Below are 23433 nucleotides of genomic sequence, written 5' to 3' on the forward strand. Positions count from 1 at the left end.
GTTTGACCGGGAAGGTCAGGATATGGCCGTCGAGCCCCAGGTACATCTGCGGCACATCGACCAGATGCTCACCCACGCCGCGCGCCCAACAGGCTTCACGTAACTGCGCGCTGTCGATCAGCCCACGGTAGGCGCATGTGCCACTGAAACGCGGCGCCACCCGCGCAACACCCAGGCCGTCGAGCACGTGGTCACGGATGGATGACTTGATGCCGTCGGCACCAATCAACACGTCGCAGTGATGCTCCGTGCCATCGGTAAAGCACACCCGCACACGCTCCCCCACCTGCTCGACCTGCTGCGCACGCTTGCCGAACTGGGCGATGCCCGGCGGCAACTGGCTGGCCAGCGCATCGAGAAAATCAGCCCGGTGTACCGACGACTGCCCAACCCCTTCTGCCACACTGCTGCCCAGGTATTGCGCGTCACGCCCATCACGCCATTCGAACCACACATCTTGCCAAGGTGCCGGCGTGCTGTCGGCGATCCTGGCATAGGGCTCGGCAATGCCCAATCCGGCAATGGCACGCACCGCATTGGCACCAAAAGAGACGCCTGCGCCTACTTCACCAAAGGCCGCAGCCGATTCGAACAGTTGGACGTTCAAGTGCGCATGGCGGCAAAGATCGAGCGCAAGTGCGACACCTGCGATACCACCGCCAACTATGGAAACTTCAAGTGCAGTAGCCTGTTGCATTGCAAGGTACCTCGGGGCTGATTGTTATTGGAGTGAGCCGATCATTACTGCTGGCAGACCATTGATAAATATCGCCAAACCCATAAACGCCATCACCTACCTGAATATTCCTCAGCCGGTAACTCGCTGAACGCCCCGGCTTCGCGTTGCCACAACCTGACGCCGGATAAACAGCAGAATGGCGACGGCGCCAATGGCGCCCGGTATGGCAAACGCCAGGAAACTGCTTTGATAAGGCAGGTTCGCGCTGTGCAGCACCCCGCCCAGTACCGGCCCGACGATTGCCCCCAGCCGCCCTATACCCATTGCCCACCCAAGTCCGGTGGAACGGATGTGTGGCGGGTAGTACTGCACCGCGCAGGCATTGGCCAAAATCTGCGTGCCAATGGTAGAAGCGCCAGCCACGGCGATGAGCAGGTACAGCACCGCCACGGGCGCCTTTAGCGCAAGCAGGCTGAGCGACAGCGCACCGCAGGCGAAGAAGCACAGCAACACGTTGGCGATACCCACACGGTCACCCAGCCAGCCACCCGCAATCGCCCCAACGATCGCACCCGAGTTGAGCACCAGTAAAAATGCCAGGCTTGAGTTCAGCCCATAGCCCGCACTGCTCATCAACTTTGGCAGCCACGAACTCAATGCATAAACCATCAACAGGCAACAGAAGAATGCCGCCCACAACGTCAGCGTGTTTACCACCCGCCCTTCACTGAAAACCTCCCGAATCGACACTTTCCCAGCCCGCGTAGCGACCAAGCTGAGTTGGTCATCGTGCTCCGGCAAATAGTCTGATGTGGCCTGGGCCAGCAAAACCTTGGCGCGTTCGGCCTGACCGCTGCGCAACAGAAAGTCCATGGACTCGGGCAATTGATGGATCAGCAACGGCAGCAGCAACAGCGGTATCACAGCCACATAGAACACCGCCTGCCAGCCCCACTGGGGAATGAACAGCATGCCCAGCCCAGCCGACAGCATGCCGCCCAGCGAATAGCCACTGAACATGATCGCCACCAAGGTGCTGCGCATCTTGCCGGGTGCGTACTCGTTCATCAGCGCAACCACATTGGGCATGACACCGCCGATCCCCAGCCCGGCAACAAAGCGGCACAGCGCGAAGGTTTCGGGTGAAGTGGCCAGCCCATTCAAGGCCGTGACGCCACTGAACAGCAAGACACAGGTCATGATGGTTTTGCGCCGCCCGATCCGGTCCGACAGCGAACCGAAGAACAGCGCCCCCGCCATCATCCCGACCAGCGCGCAACTGCCCAGTACCCCCGCCTGTACCGCGCTCAGGCCCCATTCGGCCATCAGCGATGGCAGTACCACGCCATAGATGACCAAGTCATAGCCGTCGAAGATGATGATCAGCGCGCACCAGAACAGTAAACGCGCGTGAAAGGCATTGAACCGGGCCCGTTCCAGCAGGGCCGCTGCATTGATATTTCGCATGGCATCGCTCTTGTAGTTGTTATGGATGGGGCATGCCCCCAAATTGGCTAGCGCGATCCATCATGACCAAGGCGCGACACGGCTGATATGCAGCCACTCGAATAGTGGCTATTTCGGGTATGAATACTGTTTATGCATACCCAGTGAGTCTCGTTTCCGGTAGCGTTGCATTCGGACGCAGATAAACCCTGAAAACAATACCCATCGCGTCTCGACCAATACCTGAGAGGTATCATGGATTTACGCGATCTAGACCTGAACCTGCTGCTGGTTTTCAACCAGCTACTGATCGACCGCAAAGTTTCGACCGCCGCCGAAAACCTGAGCCTGACCCAACCGGCGATGAGCAATGCCCTGAAGCGCCTGCGCACTGTGCTGCAGGACGAGTTGTTCGTGCGCACCTACCAGGGCATGGAGCCCACTCCTTACGCCCTGCAGTTGGCGGAGCCGATTACCACAGCCATCCAAACGCTACGCGACGCATTCAGCCGGCAGGACACTTTCGACCCGGCCACCAGCAATCGCCGCTTCACCATGGCCATGACCGACATTGGCGAGATCTACTTCATGCCCAAGCTGATGGACGCGTTTGCCGCACTGGCGCCCGGCTGCACCATCAGCACATTGCGCAACTCGGCTGACACCCTGGCCGAAGGGCTGCAGAACGGCACTATTGAGCTGGCGGTTGGCCTGTTACCGCATCTGCAGGCGGGGTTCTTTCAACGGCGGCTGTTTCACCATCGCTATGTGTGCCTGTGCCGTAAAGGGCACCCCGCTACGCAGCAGCCCCTGACCGTGGAGAACTTCATGAGCTTCGAGCATGTGAGTGTGGTGGCGGCCAATACCGGGCATGGCGAGGTCGACACGTATTACGCGCGGGCTGGGGTGGTGCGCAACATTCGCCTGGAAGTGCCGCACTTCGTGGCGGTGGGGCACATCCTGCAGCACAGTGATTTGTTGGCAACGGTGCCAGAGCGGTTTGCCGCCAGTTGCGAGGCACCGTTCGGGTTGAGCGTTATGCCACCCCCGGTGGCATTGCCGAACATCGAAATCAACCTGTTCTGGCATGGGCGGTACAACAAGGACCCGGCCAACCGCTGGCTTCGACAATTGATGTTCGACTTGTTCTCGGATGCATGGTCTTGCGCCAATCGTCATGCACCTTGGGGCTGCGGCGCAGCCTCAACCGCGAACGCTCAGTAAACAGCCTTTCTACGCACACCTCTAACCCCGCCCCCCAGGCAGGTAACCGCAAAAGCAATCACCAACGCCCCCGTCCCCAGCAAGAAGATCAGTTGTTGATTGGACCCTTCCACCAACAAGGCAATCAGCGCAGGCGTCACGGCCGCCGCGCCCATCAAGGTAATGCTGACCAGCGGCGTAAGCTTGCCGGTCGGGTCGTTGGTGGTAATCAGCGCCATGTAGTACGACAACGACAGCACCCAGCCAAAGTTGATCAGCAACAGCGCCACGAACAACTGCATCGGCGTGCGGGTATGGCCGGTGAGCATGGCAATGGAAATGAACACTGCCACCAAGCCTACGGCAATCATCAACTGCCGGTTTACCCGCGCGCCCAGCAAACTCGGCAGCCCTGCCCCAGGCAGGCCGCCAATGGCAGACAGGCCGAATGCCCAGCCAATGTCGACACCTTCGATACCCTGGTCTCGCGCCAGCTGGTCGATGAAGCCCCACACGCAATAGATGGCGATCTGCATGAACAGCATGCCCACCAGTGCAGTGCGTCCCGCACGCGCCGAACCACCCTGGGCGGGCGAACCTTCGTCATTGGCCAACGAAACTGCCGGGCGACGCGGCAGCACCAGGCTGGCGCCGCAGATCAACAGGTACCACAGGCCAAACGCGCACAAGGCGGTTACCGTTCCACTCTGCGCGGCAAGCAATGGCAGCGCTGCGGAAAACAGCGAGTACTCCGGCGTTTGCAGTAACAGCATCAGGCCGAACGAACGGTCCTGATTGGGTAGGCGGCCCAACGTGGACACCGCATAGGCATACACCAGCCCCGCGCAGGTGCCGGCCGCCAGGCGCACGCCCAGCAACATCGCGTTGCTGCTGGTAAAAGCCGTGGCGATGCTAAGCGCCACGCACAGCCCACCTACGAACAGACACAAGCCGCGCCCGCCGTGGCGCTTCATCAACAGTGGGCACAGCAAGGTGCCCAGGGTCATGCCAATCATCTCGACCGACACCACCCAACCTTGCTGGTCGAGTGACAGGCTGAGCTGTTCGGTGACCAACCCCATGAAGATGGGTTGCACACCACAAACAATGAAGGAGGTACAGGCAATGAAAATCAGCGCGGCACGCAGCAGCTTGGAATCATGGGTCATGGGGACTCCGACACGGCATTTGTTTTTATTGTGTGTGGCGACCGGCCCTGAAAGGCGCCGTAGCTGGCGGCGGGCGGGTCCCGTGGGCAATCCTGGGCCGAGAGCGAAGGCTTGGAAAGTTAATTATCGAAATCGACTTCAGTGGGCTTTTTAATGCAGGCTGACGCGCCCTGCCTGCATCCAGAAATGCACTGCATAGGATCCTGATAATTAATTGGAGACATACCCGCATCCGCCCTACCGTGGTACGTCACCCAAGCCTCAGTAAAAAAGGCCCGTTCATGAACGACCGTGAGTTCATCAATGCCATCGACGCCGATGGCCTGCCCCTGCACATCGCCGTAAGCAACGGCCGCATCAGCCACATCGGCCCGCAACGCGCCAGCACAGCCGCCCGCGAGACCATCGACCTTGAAGGCCTGCTGGCGCTCCCCGGCTTCGTCGACGGCCACATCCACTTGGACAAAAGCTTCGTCGGCGACCGCTGGCGCCCACACCAACCCGTCGCCAGCCTGCGTGAGCGCCTGGCCGTGGAAAAACGCGAACTTGCCAGCGCCCCACCGATCCTCGAGCGCGCCGACGCGCTGATGCGCCAGGCCGCCTCTTACGGCACCGTGGCCATGCGCTGCCATGTGGACGTGGACGCCACCACCGGCCTGACCAACTTGCGCGCCATGCTCGAAGCCCGGGACACCTGGAAAGACCTGATAGACATCGAACTTGTGGCCTTCCCCCAGGCCGGTGTGGTGACCTGCCCCGGCACTGCCGACGTGATGGAAGCGGCTATACGCGAAGGTGTGCAGGTCGTCGGCGGTATCGACCCAACCACCCTGGATGGCGACGCCGAAGCGCAGCTGGACATCGTGTTCGGCATTGCCGACCGGCACGGCGTGAAGGTCGATATCCACCTGCATGAACCCGGCGACATCTGCATCGCCCAGCTTGAACGCATCGCCGCGCGCACCACCGCCTTGGGCATGCAAGGCTTGGTGGCAGTCAGCCACGCCTATGGCCTGGGCGATGTATCCGACGCGGTGGTCGACCGCACGGCCGAGCTGCTGGCCGGCGCCGGCGTATCGATCATGACCAACGCACCCGGCGAACACGCCTTCCCGCCTGTGCTACGCCTGCGTGCAGGCGGTGTGCGGGTGTTCACCGGTAACGACAATATCCAGGATGCCTGGTGGCCGTATGGCAATGGCGACATGCTGCAACGGGCGATGCTGATCAGCTATCGCTCGGGCTTCAACACCGACGAAGAATTGCGGGTTGCGTTGGAAATGGCCACTGAGGCCAGCGCCGGAGTGATGGGCAAACAAGACTACGGTTTGAAGGTCGGCAACGAGGCCAGTTTCGTGCTGTTCAAGGCGCCGAATGCGGCGGCGGCGGTGGCGGCAGCCCTCCATGAACGCGTGATCGTGCGCCACGGCACATTCTGGGGCGGGCCTGCGCAATTGCGGTTGAAGGCTACGCAGTTTGCCAACGAGCTGCGCCGTTGAGGTCAGCGCTGGCTTGCCGGTGATGGGCTGCCTGGCAGCCCTCATCGCCCCAGCTGGTTTCCAGCCCCGTGCTTACTCTGCCTCAGCCCGCAAAATCCCAATCAGAATCTCAGCCAGCTCCATCACCATCGGGTCCGCCGTAGGCCGATGGAAAATTGCCGCCTCAAACACTTTGATCGGCTTGAACCCCTCTTGCGCCCCCAAAACTCGATGCCTGGCCGTCACCACGCGCGAAGGCAACAGACTCACCCCCAGGCCATTGGCCACCGCCTCCTGAATCCCTGCCAGGCTCGAACTGGTAAAGGCGATCCGCCAACTGCGCCCCATCGCCTCGACCGCACCGATCATGTCATCCCGGTACAGCCCCCGCGGCGGAAAGGTCACCAGCGGAATCGGATCCTGGGCAAAACACGGGTACTGCGCACTGTCGATCCACTCGATGCACTCCGGCTGGCAGGCATTGGCCTCCCGGCTATGCCGCCGCTGCTTGATCAGCACCAGGTCCAGTTCGCCACGGTCGTAGGTGCTCATCAAATCCCGGCTCAGGCCACCGGTGATCTCCAGCTTCACTGTCGGGTTACGCCGATTGAACGCTGCCAACGCCTGCATCGTCTTGCCCGCGACAAAATCGTCCGGCAGGCCGATACGCACGGTAACCGTCACCCCGCCTGACATGGCTTCGGTCAACTGGCTGCTCACTGCCAGCAGGTGCCGTGCGAAACCCAGCAATGTTTCCCCGGCATCGGTCGGGTGCACCTCGCGGTTGCTGCGGTCGAGCAACTGGTGGCCGACCATTTCCTCCAACCGGCGCACCTTCTGGCTGACCGTCGATTGGGTGGAGTGCAGGCGTGCAGCGGCGGCGGTGAAACTGCCGCAGTCGGCCACCATGACCACGGTGCGGAGCATGTCCAGGTCGTAGATGGCTCGGTTGGGGTTGGTGGATTCTGGCATTGGGCGGGTTCAGCTTTCTGAATGGGGCTGGGTACATGATGCCTGAACCTGGGGTGCATGACGCATTGCCTGCGTGCGGGGCATGCTTTGTGCGCGCGCATGAACGGGGTATCAGGGAGCGAGGGTTTTCTCGAAGTAAACCCGATTGAAACCGTCCTCTGTACGTTTCCCCACCTCTACGTAGCCGAGCTTGGGGTAAATCGACAGGTTCTCGGTCATCATCTCGTTGGTGTAGAGATGGACGGTGCTTATCCCCAATCGCCGGGCGGCATTTTCGCAGAAGCCGATCAGCGCCTTTCCTACACCACGCCCGGCTGCACGGGGCAGGACCGCCACGTTTTCCAGCAGCAAATGCCCTTCTTCGGCATAGAAGACAATGAAGCCTTGAAAGGTCGCCTGGTCATCCGTCGCTACGTAGACCACCCCTTGCGCGATCTGCCTGGCGAAATGTGCGGTCATCGGGGCTGGCTTGCGTCCGATGAGTGGCACATAGCGAGCATAGGCCTGCTCGGCGCACTTTCTGATCTCGGGCTCATCGGTTGCTACGGCCAGCCGGATCATGGGGTCTCCTTTGGTTGATGGGGTTCTGATGCCCACTGCAGCTGCTCGCACATCGCACAACGGTTCGATAATCGCACAAATTCAGCCAAACCCCCTCTACTGTTGCCCTATCTTGCGGCACGCTATACCGAAAGTCAGCAAACACTTTCAAGCGCTGACAGGCCCCATCGCTTCACGCGCTCCGGCCAGCCCGACAACCACAACTCCAGGAACAACCAGGAGCTCGCCTTGATCAATAAAACGTACGAGTCCATCGCCAGCGCGGTGGAAGGAATCACCGACGGTTCGACCATCATGGTCGGTGGCTTCGGCACTGCCGGCATGCCGTCCGAGCTGATCGATGGCCTGATCGCAACCGGTGCCCGCGACCTGACCATCATCAGCAACAACGCCGGTAACGGCGAGATCGGCCTGGCCGCCTTGCTCATGGCAGGCAGCGTGCGCAAGGTGGTCTGCTCATTCCCGCGCCAATCCGACTCCTACGTGTTCGACGAACTGTACCGGGCCGGCAAGATCGAATTGGAAGTGGTGCCGCAAGGCAACCTGGCCGAGCGTATCCGCGCAGCCGGTTCGGGCATCGGTGCGTTCTTCTCGCCGACCGGCTACGGCACCCTGCTGGCCGAAGGCAAGGAAACCCGTGAAATCGACGGCCGCATGTACGTGCTGGAAATGCCATTGCACGCCGACTTCGCACTGATCAAGGCGCACAAGGGTGACCGTTGGGGCAACCTGACCTACCGCAAAGCCGCGCGCAACTTCGGGCCGATCATGGCCATGGCCGCCAAGACTGCCATCGCCCAGGTCGACCAGGTTGTCGAACTCGGTGAACTGGACCCGGAACACATCATCACTCCGGGTATCTTCGTCCAGCGCGTGGTCGCCGTCACCGGCGCTGCCGCTTCTTCGATTGCCAAAGCTGTCTGAGGCCTGCCATGACCATCACCAAAAAGCTCTCCCGCACCGAGATGGCCCAACGCGTGGCCGCAGACATTCAAGAAGGCGCGTACGTAAACCTGGGCATTGGCGCACCGACCCTGGTGGCCAACTACCTGGGCGACAAGGAAGTATTCCTGCACAGCGAGAACGGCCTGCTGGGCATGGGCCCAAGCCCAGCGCCGGGCGAGGAAGACGATGACCTGATCAACGCCGGCAAGCAGCACGTCACCCTGCTGACCGGCGGTGCATTCTTCCACCATGCCGACTCGTTCTCGATGATGCGTGGCGGCCACCTGGACATCGCCGTACTGGGCGCCTTCCAGGTGTCGGTCAAGGGCGACCTGGCCAACTGGCACACCGGTGCCGAAGGTTCGATCCCCGCCGTGGGCGGTGCGATGGACCTGGCCACCGGCGCCCGCCAGGTGTTCGTGATGATGGACCACCTGACCAAGACCGGCGAAAGCAAGCTGGTGCCCGCGTGCACCTACCCGCTGACCGGTATTGGTTGCGTCAGCCGCATTTACACCGACCTGGCCGTGCTGGAAGTAACGCCTGAAGGCCTGAAAGTGGTCGAGATTTGCGCGGACATCGACTTTGACGAGCTGCAGAAGCTGAGTGGTGTGCCGCTGATCAAGTGATGTTTTGATCGACGCAGACCTGTGTAGGAGCGGCCTTGTGTCGCGAAAGGGCTGCGAAGCAGCCCCGGCAGTTGTTGATGTAACGCTGAAATCCGGGGGGCTGCCTTGCAGCCCCCAAGACACCAGCAACACCCACTATCCCACCACCCCAGCCCGCAATCGCAGCAGGCTAGGCCTTGGGCTGCGCATTGGCCAAGGCGGTGATGGATGATGCCGAGCTGCGCATGTGCGCTGCGCTCAAAATTAGGCGTTGTTGCGCGGGGCACGTTGAAAACGGGTAACTGCGATTTGAACAACACCGGCCACTAGGCAAAGCACACCTATTTTCCAACCCCCTTCCAGGCCGAAGTGCTCCGCTATCTTCCCGGCGATGATCACGCTTACGAAAATGGCGGCGGGCAGGATCAGCTTGTTCATTTCGGCCTCCAGGTGCGAACGGCATAGATCGTGAGGGGCACAGCCTACGCAGCGCCGGCGTGCGAGAGATCTCTGGGCGCAAAGTCGAACCGCCCCACTCCACAGGCCCGTTCTTACAGGCCCCAAAAACGCAAAAAGCCCTGAATAATCAGGGCTTTGAATATGGCGGAAGCGTAGAGATTCGAACTCTAGGATAGTTGCCCATCGACGGTTTTCAAGACCGTTGCCTTAAACCACTCGGCCACGCTTCCAGCTCGTTTTGCGGCCGCCATCATACCGTAATGAAACACGCTGTCAAACTCTCTGTGTCGCGGGTTGCAGGAGCTCTGATAGACTCCTAGCATCTGAACGTTCGAAACCACAGGTTTACCAAGGAGTGTCGCCATGCGCGAACAGGATTACGCCGTACACCACGGCCAGCAGGTCGAGCAGCAGGAGATCAGCAAGGTCCTGCGCAACACGTACAGCCTGCTGGCGCTTACCCTCGCCTTCAGCGGTGTCATGGCTTTCGTTGCCCAGCAGATGCGTGTCGGCTACCCGAACGTGTTCGTGGTGCTGATCGGCTTCTACGGGCTGTTCTTCCTTACCAATAAACTGCGTGATTCCGCCTGGGGCCTGGTGTCCACCTTCGCCCTCACCGGCTTCATGGGCTTCATTCTCGGCCCAATCCTCAACCGTTACCTGGGCATGGCCGGTGGCGCTGAAGTGGTCAGCTCGGCATTCGCCATGACTGCGCTGGTATTTGGTGGTCTGTCGGCCTATGTGCTGATTACCCGCAAGGACATGAGCTTCCTCAGCGGCTTCATCACTGCTGGCTTCTTTGTTCTGCTGGGCGCTGTCGTGGCCAGCTTCTTCTTCCAGATCAGCGGCCTGCAGCTGGCGATCAGCGCTGGTTTCGTGCTGTTCTCGTCGGTGTGCATCCTGTTCCAGACCAGCGCGATCATTCATGGTGGCGAGCGCAACTACATCATGGCGACCATCAGCTTGTATGTTTCGATCTACAACCTGTTCGTCAGCCTGCTGCAGCTGTTTGGCATCATGGGTCGTGATGACTGATTGACTGGTGTAAGAGAAAGCCCGCCTCGGCGGGCTTTTTTGCACCCAGTGGATTGACTTAAAAGTCAGCTTATTGGATGCATACCCGCCGATCATGCCGCTATCGTGCTTTTCTCTACCGTAATCCTCCGTCACCCCGTAGAATGCGCTCCTTTTTTCTTCCGGGGCAGCTTTCAGCAATGAGCTCACACGAACACAGCCCAGGCGCAGCGGCGCCTGCCAATGAACTGGTGCTTGGCCTTGAGGACAAGCCACGGCTGTTGATCGGCCTGCTGGCAGCCCTGCAGCACCTGCTGGCGATCATTGTGCCGATCGTCACCCCTGGCCTGCTGATCTGCCAGGCGCTGGGCGTTTCGGCGCGTGATACCAACCTGATCGTTTCCATGTCGCTGGTGATCTCCGGTATTGCCACCTTCGTCCAGTGCAAACGCTTCGGCCCATTTGGCGCCGGGCTGCTGATCGTTCAGGGCACCAGCTTCAATTTCGTAGGCCCGCTGATTGCCGGCGGCGCGCTAATGGTCAAGCAAGGCACGCCCGTTGAAGGGGTGATGGCGGCCATTTTTGGTGTGGTGATTGCGGGCTCGTTCGTCGAGATGGGGGTGTCGCGCATTCTGCCCTTCGTCAAACGCCTGATCACCCCGCTGGTGACGGGCATCGTCGTGCTGATGATCGGCCTGACCTTGATCAAGGTAGGCCTGATAAGCATGGGTGGCGGCTTTGGTGCCATGGCCAACGGCACCTTCGCCAATGGCGAAAACCTGCTGCTGTCGGGCGTGGTGCTGGCGATTATCGTGATCCTTAACCGCATTCCCGTGGTGTGGATGCGCAGTTGTGCCATCGTCATCGCCCTGGCGGTCGGCTACGCGCTGGCCGGCTACATGGGCCGCCTGGACTTCACCGGCATGCACGAGGCCGCGCTGTTCCAGGTGCCGACGCCGCTGCACTTCGGCCTGGGCTTTTCCTGGGCGCTGTTCATTCCGATGCTGGTGATTTACCTGGTCACTTCGCTGGAAGCCATTGGTGACGTGACCGCCACCAGCAAGGTGTCGCGCCAGCCGGTCGAAGGGCCGGTATGGATGCAGCGGATCAAGGGCGGTGTACTGGTCAACGGCGCCAACTCGCTGCTGGCCGGCTTGTTCAACACCTTCCCTAGTTCGATCTTTGCCCAGAACAACGGGGTAATTCAGCTGACCGGGATTGCCAGCCGCCATATCGGTATGTGGATTGCCGTGATGCTGGTGCTGCTGGGGCTGTTCCCCAGCGTTGCCGGGGTGATCCAGGCGGTGCCAGAGCCGGTGCTGGGTGGCGCGGCCATGGTGATGTTCGGGGCGGTTGCGGCTTCGGGCATCAACATTCTGGCCAGCACCCGGCTGGATCGTCGCGCGCTGCTGATCATTGCCGTGTCGTTGGCACTGGGCCTGGGTGTGGCGCAGGTGCCGGAGTTCCTGGCGCACATGCCGGCGGCGATTCGCAATGTGCTGGAGTCGGGTGTGGCCACCGGGGGGATCTGTGCCCTGGTGCTGAACTGGTTCTTGCCGGAAAGCAAGGAACAGGCGTAAGTCTGGTGTCTACCTGTTAGGGCCATGGGGGGCTGCCATGCAGCCCATCGCGACACAAGGCCGCTCCTGCAAGGGATCGCACAGGCCTGGGGAATCAATAGAAGCCCGCGCCGCTTGCACAAGCGGGCGCGGGCTTTTTTGCTTTATCATGGCAGCATTCCTTTGCATGAGTTATCCATGAAATTCGCTATCGCGGTGTTCTCCCCGGCCCATGCGCCCTCCTCGCGGCGTGCCTTGCGCTATGCCGAGGCAGTGCTGGCCGGCGGGCATGAGATTGCCCGGCTGTTCTTCTATCAGGACGGGGTGCACAGTGCCTCGGCCAACGTGGTCGCCCCCCAGGACGAACTGGACGTGGCTGGCCAGTGGCGTACCTTTATCGAGACCCACCAGTTGGACGCCGTGGTGTGCATCGCCGCTGCCCTGCGCCGTGGCGTGCTCGATGAAGCCGAAGCCAACCGTTACCAGCGCCCGGCCGTGAACCTGCCCAAACCTTGGGAACTGTCGGGGCTTGGCCAACTGCATGAAGCGGCGCAGGTTGCTGACCGCCTTGTCTGCTTCGGAGGCGATTGAAATGGCTAAATCCATGTTGATCATCAGCCGCCAGGCCCCGTGGAACGGCCCATCGGCCCGTGAGGCACTGGACATCGCCCTGGCCGGCGGGGCATTCGACCTGCCGCTGGGCATGCTGTTTCTGGACGACGGCGTGTTCCAGCTCGCTCCCGGCCAGCAACCCACCGAGGTGCAACAGAAGAACCTGGCCGCTAACCTGCAAGCGCTGCCGATGTTCGGTGTAGAGGAACTGTTCGCTTGCAGCCACAGCCTCACCCGCCGCGGCCTGGCAGCCGATACCCTGGCACTGCCGGTGCAAGTGCTCGATGACGCGGCCTTGTCCGCGCTGATCGCCCGTTTTGACCAGGTGATAACACTTTGATGACGACCCTGCATGTAATTGCCCACTCCCCGTTTGGCGACGAGCGCCTGGCCAGCTGCCTGCGCCTGCTCGGAGCCGACGACGCGCTGCTACTGTGCGGCGATGCGGTGTATGCCCTGCGCTGCGGCAGCGAGCCGCACCGCCAGCTGCAAGGTGCCGGCCTAGCCACACGCCTGTTCGCCCTGAACGAAGACCTGCAAGCCCGCGCCATCGACAACGAACTGGCCAAAGCCGTGGACTACGCCGGGTTCGTCGAACTGTCGCTTCACTACGACAAGGTCAATAGCTGGCTATGAGTACGCTCACCGTTGGCGATCAAGCGATCGCCCTGGACAAGGACGGCTTCCTGGTCGACCTGCAAGACTGGTCCCACGCTGCTGCCGAGGCCTTGGCCGAACGCGAAGGCATCCTGCTGACGGCGGACCACTGGGAGATCCTCGAACTGTTGCGCCAGTTCTACCAGGAATTCCAGCTGTCCCCGGCCACGCGCCCGCTGATCAAGTACACGGCGCTGAAACTGGGCCCGGACAAGGGCAACAGCCCGCACCTGAACCGCCTGTTCAACGGCACCCCCGCCAAACTCGCCGCCAAGCTGGCGGGCCTGCCCAAGCCGACCAACTGCATATGACCGACCCTCGTCCGCTCACCCTGGAAACTCCCGCCGAACACCCGTTCGCCGAATTCGTGCGCATTCTCGGCAAAGGCAAGCGCGGTGCGCGCGGCCTGACCCGCGAAGAAGCCCGTGCTGCCATGACCCTGCTGCTGGAAGGCAAGGTCGAAGACACTCAGCTGGGCGCCTTCCTCATGCTGCTGCGGCACAAGGAAGAAAGCGCCGAAGAACTGGCCGGCTTCACCGAGGCCCTGCGCTCCCACCTGCAGGCACCGCGCATCGCCGTGGACCTGGACTGGCCCACTTACGCCGGCAAGAAGCGCCACCTGCCCTGGTACCTGTTGGCTGCCAAGTGCCTGGCCAACAATGGCGTGCGCATCCTGATGCACGGCGGTGGCGCGCACACCGCCGGGCGCATGTACAGCGAACAGTTGCTCGAACGGTTGCAGATCCCGCTGTGCCGCGATTGGGATGCAGTCGGCAACGCACTGGACCAGCATCAGTTGGCGTTCTTCCCGCTGCACGATTGGGCGCCGCAATTGCAGCGCATGATCGACCTGCGCAACACCTTGGGCCTGCGCTCACCGATCCACTCGCTGGCCCGGGTGCTCAACCCGCTGGGTGCGCGCTGTGGCCTGCAAAGCATCTTCCATCCCGGCTATCAGGCCGTGCACCGCGAGGCTAGCCGGCTGCTGGGCGATCATGCCGTGGTGATCAAGGGCGACGGTGGCGAGATCGAGGTCAACCCTGATGTCATCAGCCACCTCTACGGCACCACGGCGGGCGAAGCGTGGGACGAAGAGTGGCCAGCGCTGAGCGAGCGCCGACATGTCAAACCGCCCAGCCTGCAGGCCGAACAGTTGCTGGCGTTCTGGCGTGGCGAGATTGAAGACAGCTATGGCGAGAAGGCCGTCATCGCCACCATGGCCCTGGCATTGCGGGGCTTAGGGCGGGACCGCGAACAAGCGTTTGCGACAGCTCAAGGCTATTGGAACACGCGAAACCGATCGATTTAACCGATCGTATAACCCCGATCTTTGCGCTATTTGTTCGAACGATTTGGCCTAGACTGGGCTCCAACGAGAAATCACTTTGTACCGAGGAGCTCACTCATGGGCCTTTTGATCGACGGCCGCTGGCATGACCAGTGGTATGAAAACGGCAAGGACGGTACGTTCAAACGCGAAAACGCCCAACGCCGCAATCAACTCCCCGCCCCCGAAGCCGGCCGTTACCACCTGTACGTCTCGCTGGCCTGCCCATGGGCTCATCGCACCCTGATCTTGCGCACCCTCAAAGGCCTTGAGCCATTGATCGATGTGTCGGTGGTCAGTTGGCTGATGCAAGACCATGGCTGGACCTTCGACCAGCAGCAAGGCTCCAGCGGCGACCACCTTGGCGCCCTGCAGTATCTGCACCAGCGCTATACCCAGGATGACCCGCATTACACCGGCCGGGTGACCGTGCCTGTCCTGTGGGACAAGAAAGAGCAGCGCATCGTCAACAACGAATCGTCGGAGATCATCCGTATCTTCAACAGCGCGTTCAACGAGCTGACTGGCAACACCCTGGATTTGTACCCCGAACCACTGCGACCGGTCATCGAGGCGCTGAACGAGCGCATTTATCCGGCGGTGAACAACGGCGTTTACCGGGCAGGCTTTGCCACCACGCAAGACGCCTACGAAGCGGCGTTTGATGATGTGTTCAACGAACTGGATTACCTGGAAGACTTGCTAAGCCGCAATCGCTACCTGGCGGGCGAGTACCTGACTGAGGCCGATGTACGCCTGTTCACCACGCTTGTGCGCTTCGATGCGGTGTACCACGGGCACTTCAAGTGCAACCTGCGGCGCCTGAGCGACTACCACAACCTGTCGAACTGGCTGCGCGAGCTGTACCAGTGGCCAGGGGTAGCGGCCACTGTGGATATGGAGCATATACAGAAGCACTACTACATGAGCCACAAGACCATCAACCCGAACGGGATAGTGCCTAAAGGGCCTTTGCTGGACTTTGGCGCGCCGCATGATCGGGAGCGGCTGGTGGGCAAGGGGATTTGGCAGGCTTGAGAAAGCCGGGGCTGCTTTGCAGCCCCAGCATTGTCAGCTGTTCTGCGAACCTTCGAACCAGGCCAGCTTTTCACGCAACTGCACCACTTCCCCGACAATTACCAGGGTTGGCGCATGCACTTCATGCTGGGCCACCAGGCCCGGCAGGTCTGCCAGGGTACCGGTGAACACCCGCTGGTTTCGCGTCGTCCCCTGCTGAACCAAAGCAGCCGGTGTGCTGGCCGCTCGCCCATGGCGAATCAACTCGGCGCAAATGGTCGGCAAACCCACCAACCCCATGTAGAACACCAAGGTCTGCGCTGGCGCCACCAGGTCATTCCACGGCAAGTTGCTGGTGCCATCCTTCAGGTGCCCGGTGACGAAACGCACCGACTGGGCATAGTCGCGGTGAGTCAGCGGAATGCCGCCATAAGCGGAACAGCCACTGGCCGCCGTGATGCCCGGCACCACCTGGAACGGGATGCCATGCTCGGCCAGCTCCTCGATCTCTTCGCCTCCCCGGCCGAAGATGAACGGGTCGCCACCCTTCAGGCGCAGCACCCGCTTGCCCTGCTGGGCCAGATCGACCAGCAGGCGGTTGATCTGATCCTGCGGCACGGCATGCTCAGCGCGGCGCTTGCCCACGTAGATGCGCTCGGCATCCCGCCGGCACATCTCGATAATAGCTGGCGCCACCAGGCGGTCGTACAGCACCACATCGGCCTGCTGCATCAGGCGCAAGGCTCGGAAGGTCAGCAAGTCCGGATCGCCCGGGCCAGCACCTACCAAGTACACCTCACCGCCCTGCTGCACCGGCGCGCCTTCTACCATCGCCTGCAACAGGCGCTCGGCTTCAGCGCCCTGCCCGGCCAGCTGGCGCTCGGCGATCGGCCCCTGGAACACGGTTTCCCAGAAGCCGCGGCGCTGATTGACGTCTGGGTACAAGGATTTGACCTTGTGCCGGAAACGCGCCGCCAGCCCGGCCAGCTCGCCGTAGGCCGAAGGGATCCACGCCTCCAGCTTGGCGCGAATCAAGCGCGCCAGCACTGGGGCATCACCACCGCTGGAAACCGCAATCACCAGCGGCGAGCGGTCGACGATCGCCGGGAAGATCACCGTGCACAGGGCCGGCGCATCCACCACGTTGACCGGCAGGCTGAGGGCCTGCGCATCGGCCGACACCTGGGCATTGAGCCCAGGGTCGTCGGTAGCCGCGATCACCAGCCGGCAACCGACAAGGTCGGCTGCCTGATAGCCACGCACCAGCACCTCACCGCCACCTTCCCGGGCCAACGCGGCCAACTGGCCGTCGACGTCCGGCGCCACCACGCGCAGCACACCGCCGGCATCGGCCAGCAGGCGCGCCTTGCGCAAGGCGATCTCACCGCCGCCGACGACCAGCACGCGGCCGCCCTGCAGCTTGTGGAACAGCGGCAGGTAATTCATTTAGCGGATGACCTCGACGCCGCCCATGTACGGCTTCAGCACTTCCGGCACCAGGATCGAGCCGTCGGCCTGCTGGTAGTTTTCCAATACGGCAACCAAGGTACGGCCTACGGCCAGGCCAGAGCCGTTGAGGGTGTGCACCAGTTCTGGCTTGCCGGTTTCCGGGTTACGCCAGCGGGCCTGCATGCGGCGCGCCTGGAAGTCGCCGCAGTTGGAGCACGAGCTGATTTCGCGGTACTTGTCCTGGCTCGGCACCCACACTTCCAGGTCGTAGGTTTTCACTGCACCAAAGCCCATGTCGCCGGTGCACAGGGCCAGCACGCGGTACGGCAGCTCCAGCAACTGCAGCACGCGCTCAGCGTTGGCAGTCAGGCCTTCCAAGGCTTCCATCGATTTGGCCGGCTCTACCACCTGGACCATCTCGACCTTGTCGAACTGGTGCTGGCGGATCATGCCGCGGGTGTCGCGGCCGGAAGCACCGGCTTCGCTGCGGAAGCATGGGGTGTGGGCAACCAGTTTCAGCGGCAGTTGCTTGGCGTCGAGGATTTCACCCGCTACCAGGTTGGTCAGCGACACTTCGGCGGTCGGGATCAGGTAGAAGTCAGCCTCGCCTTCGCGGGTGATCTTGAACAGGTCTTCCTCGAACTTGGGCAGCTGGCCGGTGCCCTGTAGGGCCGGAGCCTGCACCAGGTAAGGGGTGTAGTGTTCCTCGTAGCCGTGCTCGCCGGTGTGCAGGTTGATCATGAACTGCGCCAGGGCGCGGTGCAGGCGGGCGATCGGGCCACGCAGCACAGCGAAACGGGCGCCGGACAGCTTGGCAGCCGCTTCGAAGTCCAGGCCACCGCTGACTTCACCAAGGGCGACGTGGTCCTTGATTTCGAAGTCGAACGCCTTCGGCGTGCCCCAACGGCGCACTTCGACGTTGTCGTCTTCGCTGGCACCGACCGGTACGCTCGCGTCCGGCAGGTTGGGGATGGTCAGCAGAATGCCGTCCAGCTCGGCCTGGATACCGTCCAGCTCAAGCTTGCCGGCGGCCAGTTCATTGGCCATGCGCTCGACGTCGGCCATCAGCGGCGCGATGTCTTCGCCCTTGGCCTTGGCCTGACCGATGGACTTGGAGCGGGCGTTACGCTCGGCCTGCAGTTGCTCGGTGCGGGTCTGCACCGCCTTGCGGCGTTCTTCCAGTGATTCGATGCGCGCGACATCCAGGCTGAAGCCACGGGAGGCCAGGCGATCCGCCACTTCCTGAAGTTGGCCGCGTAACAGTTTGGAATCGAGCATATCGTTCTCTCGTTATATGTAAGTGTTGGTTCAGAATCGGGTCAGGGACAGGCCAGCCCAGGTTGCAAGCAGCCCACCCACCACGCTGATACTGGTATAGCCCAAGGCAAGGGGCACTTGCCCGCTTTCCATCAGGCGCACGGTATCGAGCGAGAAAGAGGAAAAGGTTGTCAGGCCACCGAGGAAGCCGACAATCAAGCCAGCGCGCAATTCGATCGGCGCCAGCGGCTTGTGCAAGAACAAGCCATAGAGCAGGCCGATCAGCAGGCAGCCAACCAGGTTGACCGCCAGCGTACCGGCATAGAAGTGCCGTGGCCAGTGGGCCGCGACCCAATTGGCGGTAGCGAAGCGCAACAAAGTGCCAGCAACACCGCCCGCGCTGACCGCGGCAATGAGTGCGATCATGGTTTTCTCCGCTGACGGGGGCTGTTTCGGTCCAGGTCGGCCAAGTGGCGCAGTTTCTCGCCAATTTTCAGTTCCAGGCCACGGGGCACTGGCTGGTAGTACTGGCGTGGCTCCAGCTCATCGGGGAAGTAATCCTCACCGGCGGCGTAGGCGTCGGGTTCATCGTGGGCGTAGCGGTACTCGTCACCATAGCCCAGTTGCTTCATCAGCTTGGTCGGGGCATTGCGCAGGTGCAGCGGCACTTCCAGCGACCCATGTTCGGCGGCTTCTCGCAGCGCCGTCTTGAAGCCCATGTACACCGCGTTGCTCTTGGGCGCACAGGCCAGGTAGGTGATGGCCTGGGCCACCGCCAGCTCACCCTCGGGGCTGCCAAGGCGCTCCTGCACGTCCCAGGCTGCCAGGCACAGGCTGAGCGCGCGCGGGTCGGCATTACCGATGTCCTCGCTGGCCATACGCACCACGCGGCGGGCGATGTACAGCGGGTCGCAGCCGCCGTCGAGCATGCGGGCGAACCAATACAAAGCGCCATCAGGGTTGGAGCCGCGCACCGATTTGTGCAACGCGGAAATCTGGTCGTAGAACGCCTCGCCGCCCTTGTCGAAACGGCGACGGCTGTCACCCAGCAGGCTCTGCAGCATCTCGACGTCGATCTCGCTGCCATCTTCGGCCAGGTCCGAAGCGTTCTCGAGGAAATTGAGCATGCGCCGGCCATCACCGTCGGCGGCGGCCATCAGCATCTTGAAAGCTTCGTCACCCACCCGCAGGTTGCGCTTGCCCAGGCCACGCTCTTCGGTCAGCGCACGGTTGACCAGCTTGCGCAGGGCCGCCTCGTCCAGGCTCTTGAGCACGTAGACCCGCGCCCGCGACAACAACGCGTTGTTCAGCTCGAACGACGGGTTTTCGGTGGTGGCGCCGATGAACAGCAGTGTGCCGTCTTCCACATAGGGTAGAAAGGCGTCCTGCTGCGACTTGTTGAAACGGTGCACTTCGTCAACGAACAAGATGGTGCGGCGGCCATATTGACCAGCCTGCTGCTTGGCCACCTCCACCGCCTGGCGAATCTCTTTCACCCCAGCCAGCACCGCCGACACCGTTTCGAAGTGCGCATCGCAGAACTGCGCGAGCAGCCGCGCCAGGGTGGTTTTGCCCACCCCAGGCGGCCCCCAGAAAATCATCGAGTGCAGCGCACCCTGCTCCAGCGCCTCGCGCAGCGGTTTACCGCGCGCCAGCAGGTGCTCCTGGCCAACGTATTCATCCAGGTTGGACGGGCGCAGGCGGGCGGCCAGGGGCTGAGCGACGGGTTCGCTTCGAAACAGGTCCATGACGGGCTCTGGTTACTCCTTGATCACGTCGGCGCCTTTGGGGATGTCGAACGTGAACTTGCTGTCCGGCACCGCCTGGTTGGCCTTGACGCCATTGAACAGGATGTTGGTGCGCTGACCAACACTGTCGATCAATTGCATGTCATTGATCAGGCCCTTGCGGAACGAGACGCGCAGCGAATCGAACAGCGTGTCCTTGGTCTTGGGCTTGAGGGTGAAGTCCATTACTTCGCCCTGCTCCTTCGAGGCGATATCGAAACTCTGGCTGATCTTCGACACGTCACCGGACAGCAGCAGAGCCGGGGTCTGGTTCAGACGCACGTCGAGCTTCTTGATGGTGGCCTGCTCCAGGTCCGGGTCCCACAGGGTGACGTTCTTGCCATCCGACACCACCACCTGCTCCTGCGGCGCATCGGTGTGCCAGTAGAACAGGCCTGGGCGCTTGACCGTCATCTTGCCCGAGGTTTCCTGCAAGCTGGTGCCATCGGCGCCCAGGGTCAGCTGGGAAAAGTTGGCCTCGATGGTCTGCGACTTCTCCAGCAGCTGGGTCAAGCGTTGTACATCTTGCTCACCGGCATAAGCCGTAACAGTGCCCAGAGCCAGGGCAGAAACCAACAGCATGCGAATCGCGCGCATGGGAATCCTCATTGAGCGTTGAAAAGGCCGGGCACCACCGTTGGCGCCCGACAGGGTGTTCATCAGTCGCGCGGGCCACCTGGGGCAATCACTTCCCGCGAGCCGTTACTGTTCATCGGGGTGACGACGCCAGCCATCTCCATCGACTCGATCATGCGCGCAGCACGGTTGTAGCCGATCTTCAACTTGCGTTGCACTGCAGAAATGGAAGCACGACGGCTCTCAAGCACGAATTGCACCGCTTCATCATACAGTGCATCGGTTTCGGCATCGTCACCATCGCCACCACCGCCGCCGCCATCGAAGCCGCTGCCGGCCTCTTCGACGCCGTTGAGGATGTCGTCGTTGTAGTCCGGGGCGCCGCGCAGCTTCCACGCTTCGACCGTGCGGTGCACTTCGTCGTCGGAAACGAACGCACCGTGCACGCGGATTGGCAGGCTGGTGCCCGGCGGCATGTACAGCATGTCGCCGTGGCCCAGCAACTGCTCGGCGCCGCCTTGGTCGATGATGGTGCGCGAGTCGATCTTGCTCGACACCTGGAACGCCATACGGGTCGGAATGTTGGCCTTGATCAGGCCGGTGATCACGTCCACCGACGGGCGCTGCGTGGCGAGGATCAGGTGGATACCGGCTGCCCGCGCCTTCTGCGCGATACGGGCAATCAGCTCTTCGACCTTCTTACCGACGATCATCATCATGTCGGCGAACTCGTCCACCACCACCACGATGGTCGGCAGGGTTTTCAGTGTAGGCGGCTCGTCGTCCATGCTCTCGCGGCGATACAGCGGATCATGGATGACTTCACCGGCTTCCTGGGCGTCCTTGATCTTGCGGTTGAAGCCAGCCAGGTTACGCACGCCCATGGCCGCCATCAGCTTGTAGCGCCGTTCCATCTCGGCCACGCTCCAGCGCAAGGCGTTGGCGGCGTCCTTCATATCGGTGACCACCGGGCACAGAAGGTGCGGGATGCCTTCGTAGATGGACAGTTCGAGCATTTTCGGGTCGATCATGATCAGCCGCGCGTCTTCCGGGCTGGATTTGAACAGGATCGACAGAATCATCGCGTTGACACCCACCGACTTACCAGAACCCGTAGTACCGGCCACCAGCAGGTGCGGCATCTTCGCCAGGTCGGTGATCACCGGCTTGCCGCCGATGTCGTGGCCCAAGGCCAGGGTGACCGGCGATTTCTGCTCGTCGAACTGCGGCGTGGCCAGCACTTCGGAGAAGCGCACCATCTGGCGGTTTTCGTTGGGGATCTCGATACCGACGGTGGTCTTGCCAGGGATGACCTCGACAACCCGCACGCTGGTCACGGCCAGCGAACGCGCCAGGTCCTTTGCCAGGTTGGCGATGCGGCTGACCTTCACACCGGCGGCCGGTTGGATTTCGTAGCGGGTAATCACCGGGCCCGGGTGGATCGAGTCCACCGCCACTTCCACACCGAATTCCTTGAGCTTGATTTCCAGCAGCTGACCGACACCGGCCAGAGACTCCGGCGAGTACTCGATCTTCTTCTGCTCCGCCGGGTCGAGAATGGAAATCGACGGCAAGGTGCCTTCCACGGCGCTGTCGACGAACAGCGGCGCCTGCTTCTCCTTCATCACCCGCTTGCTCGGTTCCGGCGCCTTGTCGGCTGCCGGTGGCACGATCATCGGGGTTGCAGGCTGCGCACGTGGCACCACCGCGTCACGCGGCACGACCGGCTCACGGGCGAGGGTTGGCTCGCGCGGCGGGGCGGCAGGCTCGCGGCCGAGGGTTGGCTCACGGGGTTCAACCACCGGGGCGGGCGACTCTTCACGCTTGAAGATACGTTCACGCAGCGCCGGTTTAGCCGGTTCCCGCTTCTCGGTGGCCATGGGTGCAGCCCTGACCACTGGCTCATCCTCGCGCAGCTGTGCCTCGAGGCGCTTGCGCTCGTTGCGCGCTTCCCACCAGCGATTGGCCGCCCCTTGCACCAGTTCGAACAGGTCGAGGGTGATCTTGCCGGTCAGGTCCATCACCTTGAACCACGACAGATCGGTGAACACGGTCAGGCCGAACAGGAACAGGGCAATGAACATCAGCGTGCTGCCCTGCACGTTCAGCAGGTTGCGCGCCAGGTCGCCGAGGCTTTCGCCCAGTGCACCACCGGCGGAGAACGGCAGGCTCGCCGGCGGGTGGAAGTGGATATGCGCCAGCGCCGCCCCCGACAGCACCAGGAACACCAGGCCGATCAGCCGCCAGGAGAACAACCAGCCGCTCCAATCCCACGGCTGGTGGCGCTCACGGAATATCTGCCAAGTCTTGACCGCCAGCAGCAGCGGGAAGATATAGGCGAAGTAGCCCAGCACCATGAACAGGATGTCGGCGAAGTAGGCACCGGCACGCCCGGCAGCATTCTGCACCTGGTCGACGTTGCTGGTGTGGCTGAAGCCTGGGTCAGAGGTGTCGTAGGTCAGCAGCGCCATCCACAGGTACAGGCACAGGGCGCCGACAGCGATCAACGCACCTTCCTTGAGGCGATAATGCAGCTGCTGCCGCCACAGAGGCACAGGCAAGGGAGCTGGGGTTGCGGTGGATTTCTTCAAAACGCGTCTATTCCTGCGCGTGGTGCGCGTCCAATAGTGATCGGCCGCTGCGCGACCAATGAACCAC

General features: G+C 62.1%; 24 protein-coding genes and 1 tRNA gene. 12 read left to right on the top strand and 13 right to left on the bottom strand.

What is annotated here, in order from left to right:
* Both ACNQP3_RS18100 and ACNQP3_RS18105 read right to left on the bottom strand, forming a co-directional pair.
* Nucleotides 1–697: FAD-dependent monooxygenase (locus ACNQP3_RS18100; RefSeq protein WP_416470175.1), on the bottom strand; the 697-nt coding region annotated here is incomplete at its 3' end.
* Between the two features lie 111 nt (nt 698–808).
* Nucleotides 809–2146: an MFS transporter gene (locus tag ACNQP3_RS18105; RefSeq protein ID WP_264316313.1), complete on the bottom strand. Its 1338-nt coding sequence runs from the start codon at nt 2144–2146 to the stop codon at nt 809–811.
* Between the two features lie 234 nt (nt 2147–2380).
* Between ACNQP3_RS18105 and ACNQP3_RS18110 the strand changes: the two genes are divergently transcribed.
* Nucleotides 2381–3349: a LysR family transcriptional regulator gene (locus ACNQP3_RS18110; RefSeq protein WP_264316314.1), complete on the top strand. Its 969-nt coding sequence runs from the start codon at nt 2381–2383 to the stop codon at nt 3347–3349.
* On the opposite strand, the gene ACNQP3_RS18115 is transcribed toward ACNQP3_RS18110, so the two are convergent.
* Nucleotides 3343–4497 (bottom strand): MFS transporter, encoded by a 1155-nt coding sequence (locus tag ACNQP3_RS18115; RefSeq protein ID WP_264316315.1) that lies wholly within the window; start codon nt 4495–4497, stop codon nt 3343–3345. The two genes, ACNQP3_RS18110 and ACNQP3_RS18115, sit on opposite strands and share 7 nt — an antisense overlap.
* Nucleotides 4498–4778: 281 nt before the next feature.
* On the opposite strand from ACNQP3_RS18115, the gene ACNQP3_RS18120 reads away from it, so the two are divergent.
* Complete coding sequence (locus tag ACNQP3_RS18120) at nt 4779–5996, top strand: amidohydrolase family protein (RefSeq protein ID WP_264316316.1); 1218 nt, start codon at nt 4779–4781, stop codon at nt 5994–5996.
* 72 nt (nt 5997–6068) lie between these two features.
* On the opposite strand, the gene ACNQP3_RS18125 is transcribed toward ACNQP3_RS18120, so the two are convergent.
* Together ACNQP3_RS18125 and ACNQP3_RS18130 are read right to left on the bottom strand one after the other, a co-directional pair.
* The gene (locus ACNQP3_RS18125; protein WP_012273197.1) at nt 6069–6947 is read right to left on the bottom strand and encodes a LysR substrate-binding domain-containing protein; all 879 of its coding nucleotides are present in this window, start codon (nt 6945–6947) and stop codon (nt 6069–6071) included.
* Between the two features lie 111 nt (nt 6948–7058).
* Nucleotides 7059–7508: a GNAT family N-acetyltransferase gene (locus tag ACNQP3_RS18130; RefSeq protein WP_012273198.1), complete on the bottom strand. Its 450-nt coding sequence runs from the start codon at nt 7506–7508 to the stop codon at nt 7059–7061.
* Nucleotides 7509–7736: 228 nt separating this feature from the next.
* Here ACNQP3_RS18130 and ACNQP3_RS18135 point away from each other — a divergent pair, with 228 nt between their 5' ends.
* Complete coding sequence (locus ACNQP3_RS18135) at nt 7737–8432, top strand: 3-oxoacid CoA-transferase subunit A (protein ID WP_010954768.1); 696 nt, start codon at nt 7737–7739, stop codon at nt 8430–8432.
* Nucleotides 8433–8440: 8 nt separating this feature from the next.
* Nucleotides 8441–9082 carry a 3-oxoacid CoA-transferase subunit B gene (locus tag ACNQP3_RS18140; protein WP_012273199.1) on the top strand — a complete coding sequence of 214 codons (642 nt, stop codon included), beginning with the start codon at nt 8441–8443 and terminating at the stop codon, nt 9080–9082.
* 243 nt (nt 9083–9325) lie between these two features.
* Here the strand turns inward: ACNQP3_RS18140 and ACNQP3_RS18145 are convergent, their stop codons facing one another.
* Together ACNQP3_RS18145 and ACNQP3_RS18150 are read right to left on the bottom strand one after the other, a co-directional pair.
* On the bottom strand, nt 9326–9499 hold the full coding sequence (locus tag ACNQP3_RS18145) for a hypothetical protein (protein ID WP_012273200.1): 174 nt from the start codon (nt 9497–9499) through the stop codon (nt 9326–9328).
* A gap of 163 nt (nt 9500–9662) precedes the next feature.
* Nucleotides 9663–9750 (bottom strand) — tRNA-Ser (locus tag ACNQP3_RS18150).
* Nucleotides 9751–9883: 133 nt separating this feature from the next.
* On the opposite strand from ACNQP3_RS18150, the gene ACNQP3_RS18155 reads away from it, so the two are divergent.
* The 8 genes from ACNQP3_RS18155 (at nt 9884) to ACNQP3_RS18190 (ending at nt 15727) form a co-directional block, all read left to right on the top strand.
* Complete coding sequence (locus tag ACNQP3_RS18155; protein WP_003251184.1) at nt 9884–10555, top strand: Bax inhibitor-1/YccA family protein; 672 nt, start codon at nt 9884–9886, stop codon at nt 10553–10555.
* A 179-nt stretch (nt 10556–10734) separates the two neighbouring features.
* Nucleotides 10735–12114, top strand: coding sequence for a nucleobase:cation symporter-2 family protein (locus ACNQP3_RS18160; RefSeq protein ID WP_069942325.1), 1380 nt, complete (start codon nt 10735–10737; stop codon nt 12112–12114).
* A gap of 177 nt (nt 12115–12291) precedes the next feature.
* Nucleotides 12292–12684, top strand: coding sequence for a sulfurtransferase complex subunit TusD (gene tusD, locus ACNQP3_RS18165; protein WP_012273202.1), 393 nt, complete (start codon nt 12292–12294; stop codon nt 12682–12684).
* 1 nt (nt 12685) lies between these two features.
* On the top strand, nt 12686–13045 hold the full coding sequence (tusC, locus tag ACNQP3_RS18170) for a sulfurtransferase complex subunit TusC (RefSeq protein WP_012273203.1): 360 nt from the start codon (nt 12686–12688) through the stop codon (nt 13043–13045).
* Complete coding sequence (tusB, locus tag ACNQP3_RS18175; protein ID WP_012273204.1) at nt 13045–13341, top strand: sulfurtransferase complex subunit TusB; 297 nt, start codon at nt 13045–13047, stop codon at nt 13339–13341. The genes tusC and tusB overlap by 1 nt, the downstream gene beginning before the upstream one ends.
* Nucleotides 13338–13673 (top strand): TusE/DsrC/DsvC family sulfur relay protein, encoded by a 336-nt coding sequence (locus ACNQP3_RS18180; protein ID WP_012273205.1) that lies wholly within the window; start codon nt 13338–13340, stop codon nt 13671–13673. The genes tusB and ACNQP3_RS18180 overlap by 4 nt, the downstream gene beginning before the upstream one ends.
* Nucleotides 13670–14671 carry a glycosyl transferase family protein gene (locus ACNQP3_RS18185; protein ID WP_264316317.1) on the top strand — a complete coding sequence of 334 codons (1002 nt, stop codon included), beginning with the start codon at nt 13670–13672 and terminating at the stop codon, nt 14669–14671. The genes ACNQP3_RS18180 and ACNQP3_RS18185 overlap by 4 nt, the downstream gene beginning before the upstream one ends.
* Before the next feature lie 96 nt (nt 14672–14767).
* The gene (locus ACNQP3_RS18190; RefSeq protein WP_264316318.1) at nt 14768–15727 is read left to right on the top strand and encodes a glutathione S-transferase family protein; all 960 of its coding nucleotides are present in this window, start codon (nt 14768–14770) and stop codon (nt 15725–15727) included.
* Nucleotides 15728–15760: 33 nt separating this feature from the next.
* Here the strand turns inward: ACNQP3_RS18190 and cysG are convergent, their stop codons facing one another.
* The 6 genes from cysG to ACNQP3_RS18220 form a co-directional block, all read right to left on the bottom strand.
* Entirely contained in the window at nt 15761–17152 is a 1392-nt protein-coding gene (gene cysG / locus ACNQP3_RS18195; protein WP_012273208.1) for a siroheme synthase CysG, read from the bottom strand.
* Nucleotides 17153–18433 (bottom strand): serine--tRNA ligase, encoded by a 1281-nt coding sequence (serS, locus tag ACNQP3_RS18200; protein WP_012273209.1) that lies wholly within the window; start codon nt 18431–18433, stop codon nt 17153–17155.
* A 30-nt stretch (nt 18434–18463) separates the two neighbouring features.
* A complete protein-coding gene (crcB, locus tag ACNQP3_RS18205; RefSeq protein WP_012273210.1) occupies nt 18464–18838 on the bottom strand; it encodes a fluoride efflux transporter CrcB in 375 nt (124 codons plus the stop codon).
* On the bottom strand, nt 18835–20160 hold the full coding sequence (locus ACNQP3_RS18210) for a replication-associated recombination protein A (RefSeq protein WP_012273211.1): 1326 nt from the start codon (nt 20158–20160) through the stop codon (nt 18835–18837). The genes crcB and ACNQP3_RS18210 overlap by 4 nt, the downstream gene beginning before the upstream one ends.
* Nucleotides 20161–20172: 12 nt before the next feature.
* Nucleotides 20173–20796, bottom strand: coding sequence for an outer membrane lipoprotein chaperone LolA (gene lolA, locus ACNQP3_RS18215; RefSeq protein ID WP_012273212.1), 624 nt, complete (start codon nt 20794–20796; stop codon nt 20173–20175).
* A gap of 62 nt (nt 20797–20858) precedes the next feature.
* The gene (locus ACNQP3_RS18220) at nt 20859–23426 is read right to left on the bottom strand and encodes a DNA translocase FtsK (RefSeq protein WP_375774555.1); all 2568 of its coding nucleotides are present in this window, start codon (nt 23424–23426) and stop codon (nt 20859–20861) included.
* Nucleotides 23427–23433 lie beyond the last annotated feature (7 nt).

It is taken from the genome of Pseudomonas sp. LFS074 (assembly GCF_047978165.1).
GTDB lineage: Bacteria > Pseudomonadota > Gammaproteobacteria > Pseudomonadales > Pseudomonadaceae > Aquipseudomonas > Aquipseudomonas putida_P.

Excerpts from the sequence above, each read along its gene's own strand:
- ACNQP3_RS18125 (WP_012273197.1), bottom strand. The coding sequence starts at position 6,947 with ATGCCAGAATCCACCAACCCCAACCGAGCCATCTACGACCTGGACATG.
- ACNQP3_RS18160 (WP_069942325.1), top strand. The coding sequence starts at position 10,735 with ATGAGCTCACACGAACACAGCCCAGGCGCAGCGGCGCCTGCCAATGAA.
- ACNQP3_RS18120 (WP_264316316.1), top strand. The coding sequence starts at position 4,779 with ATGAACGACCGTGAGTTCATCAATGCCATCGACGCCGATGGCCTGCCC.
- ACNQP3_RS18140 (WP_012273199.1), top strand. The coding sequence starts at position 8,441 with ATGACCATCACCAAAAAGCTCTCCCGCACCGAGATGGCCCAACGCGTG.
- ACNQP3_RS18115 (WP_264316315.1), bottom strand. The coding sequence starts at position 4,497 with ATGACCCATGATTCCAAGCTGCTGCGTGCCGCGCTGATTTTCATTGCC.
- ACNQP3_RS18210 (WP_012273211.1), bottom strand. The coding sequence starts at position 20,160 with ATGGACCTGTTTCGAAGCGAACCCGTCGCTCAGCCCCTGGCCGCCCGC.
- crcB (WP_012273210.1), bottom strand. The coding sequence starts at position 18,838 with ATGATCGCACTCATTGCCGCGGTCAGCGCGGGCGGTGTTGCTGGCACT.
- ACNQP3_RS18190 (WP_264316318.1), top strand. The coding sequence starts at position 14,768 with ATGGGCCTTTTGATCGACGGCCGCTGGCATGACCAGTGGTATGAAAAC.
- ACNQP3_RS18180 (WP_012273205.1), top strand. The coding sequence starts at position 13,338 with ATGAGTACGCTCACCGTTGGCGATCAAGCGATCGCCCTGGACAAGGAC.
- ACNQP3_RS18110 (WP_264316314.1), top strand. The coding sequence starts at position 2,381 with ATGGATTTACGCGATCTAGACCTGAACCTGCTGCTGGTTTTCAACCAG.
- ACNQP3_RS18130 (WP_012273198.1), bottom strand. The coding sequence starts at position 7,508 with ATGATCCGGCTGGCCGTAGCAACCGATGAGCCCGAGATCAGAAAGTGC.
- ACNQP3_RS18155 (WP_003251184.1), top strand. The coding sequence starts at position 9,884 with ATGCGCGAACAGGATTACGCCGTACACCACGGCCAGCAGGTCGAGCAG.
- tusB (WP_012273204.1), top strand. The coding sequence starts at position 13,045 with ATGACGACCCTGCATGTAATTGCCCACTCCCCGTTTGGCGACGAGCGC.
- ACNQP3_RS18105 (WP_264316313.1), bottom strand. The coding sequence starts at position 2,146 with ATGCGAAATATCAATGCAGCGGCCCTGCTGGAACGGGCCCGGTTCAAT.
- tusC (WP_012273203.1), top strand. The coding sequence starts at position 12,686 with ATGGCTAAATCCATGTTGATCATCAGCCGCCAGGCCCCGTGGAACGGC.
- cysG (WP_012273208.1), bottom strand. The coding sequence starts at position 17,152 with ATGAATTACCTGCCGCTGTTCCACAAGCTGCAGGGCGGCCGCGTGCTG.
- lolA (WP_012273212.1), bottom strand. The coding sequence starts at position 20,796 with ATGCGCGCGATTCGCATGCTGTTGGTTTCTGCCCTGGCTCTGGGCACT.
- ACNQP3_RS18185 (WP_264316317.1), top strand. The coding sequence starts at position 13,670 with ATGACCGACCCTCGTCCGCTCACCCTGGAAACTCCCGCCGAACACCCG.
- ACNQP3_RS18145 (WP_012273200.1), bottom strand. The coding sequence starts at position 9,499 with ATGAACAAGCTGATCCTGCCCGCCGCCATTTTCGTAAGCGTGATCATC.
- serS (WP_012273209.1), bottom strand. The coding sequence starts at position 18,433 with ATGCTCGATTCCAAACTGTTACGCGGCCAACTTCAGGAAGTGGCGGAT.
- tusD (WP_012273202.1), top strand. The coding sequence starts at position 12,292 with ATGAAATTCGCTATCGCGGTGTTCTCCCCGGCCCATGCGCCCTCCTCG.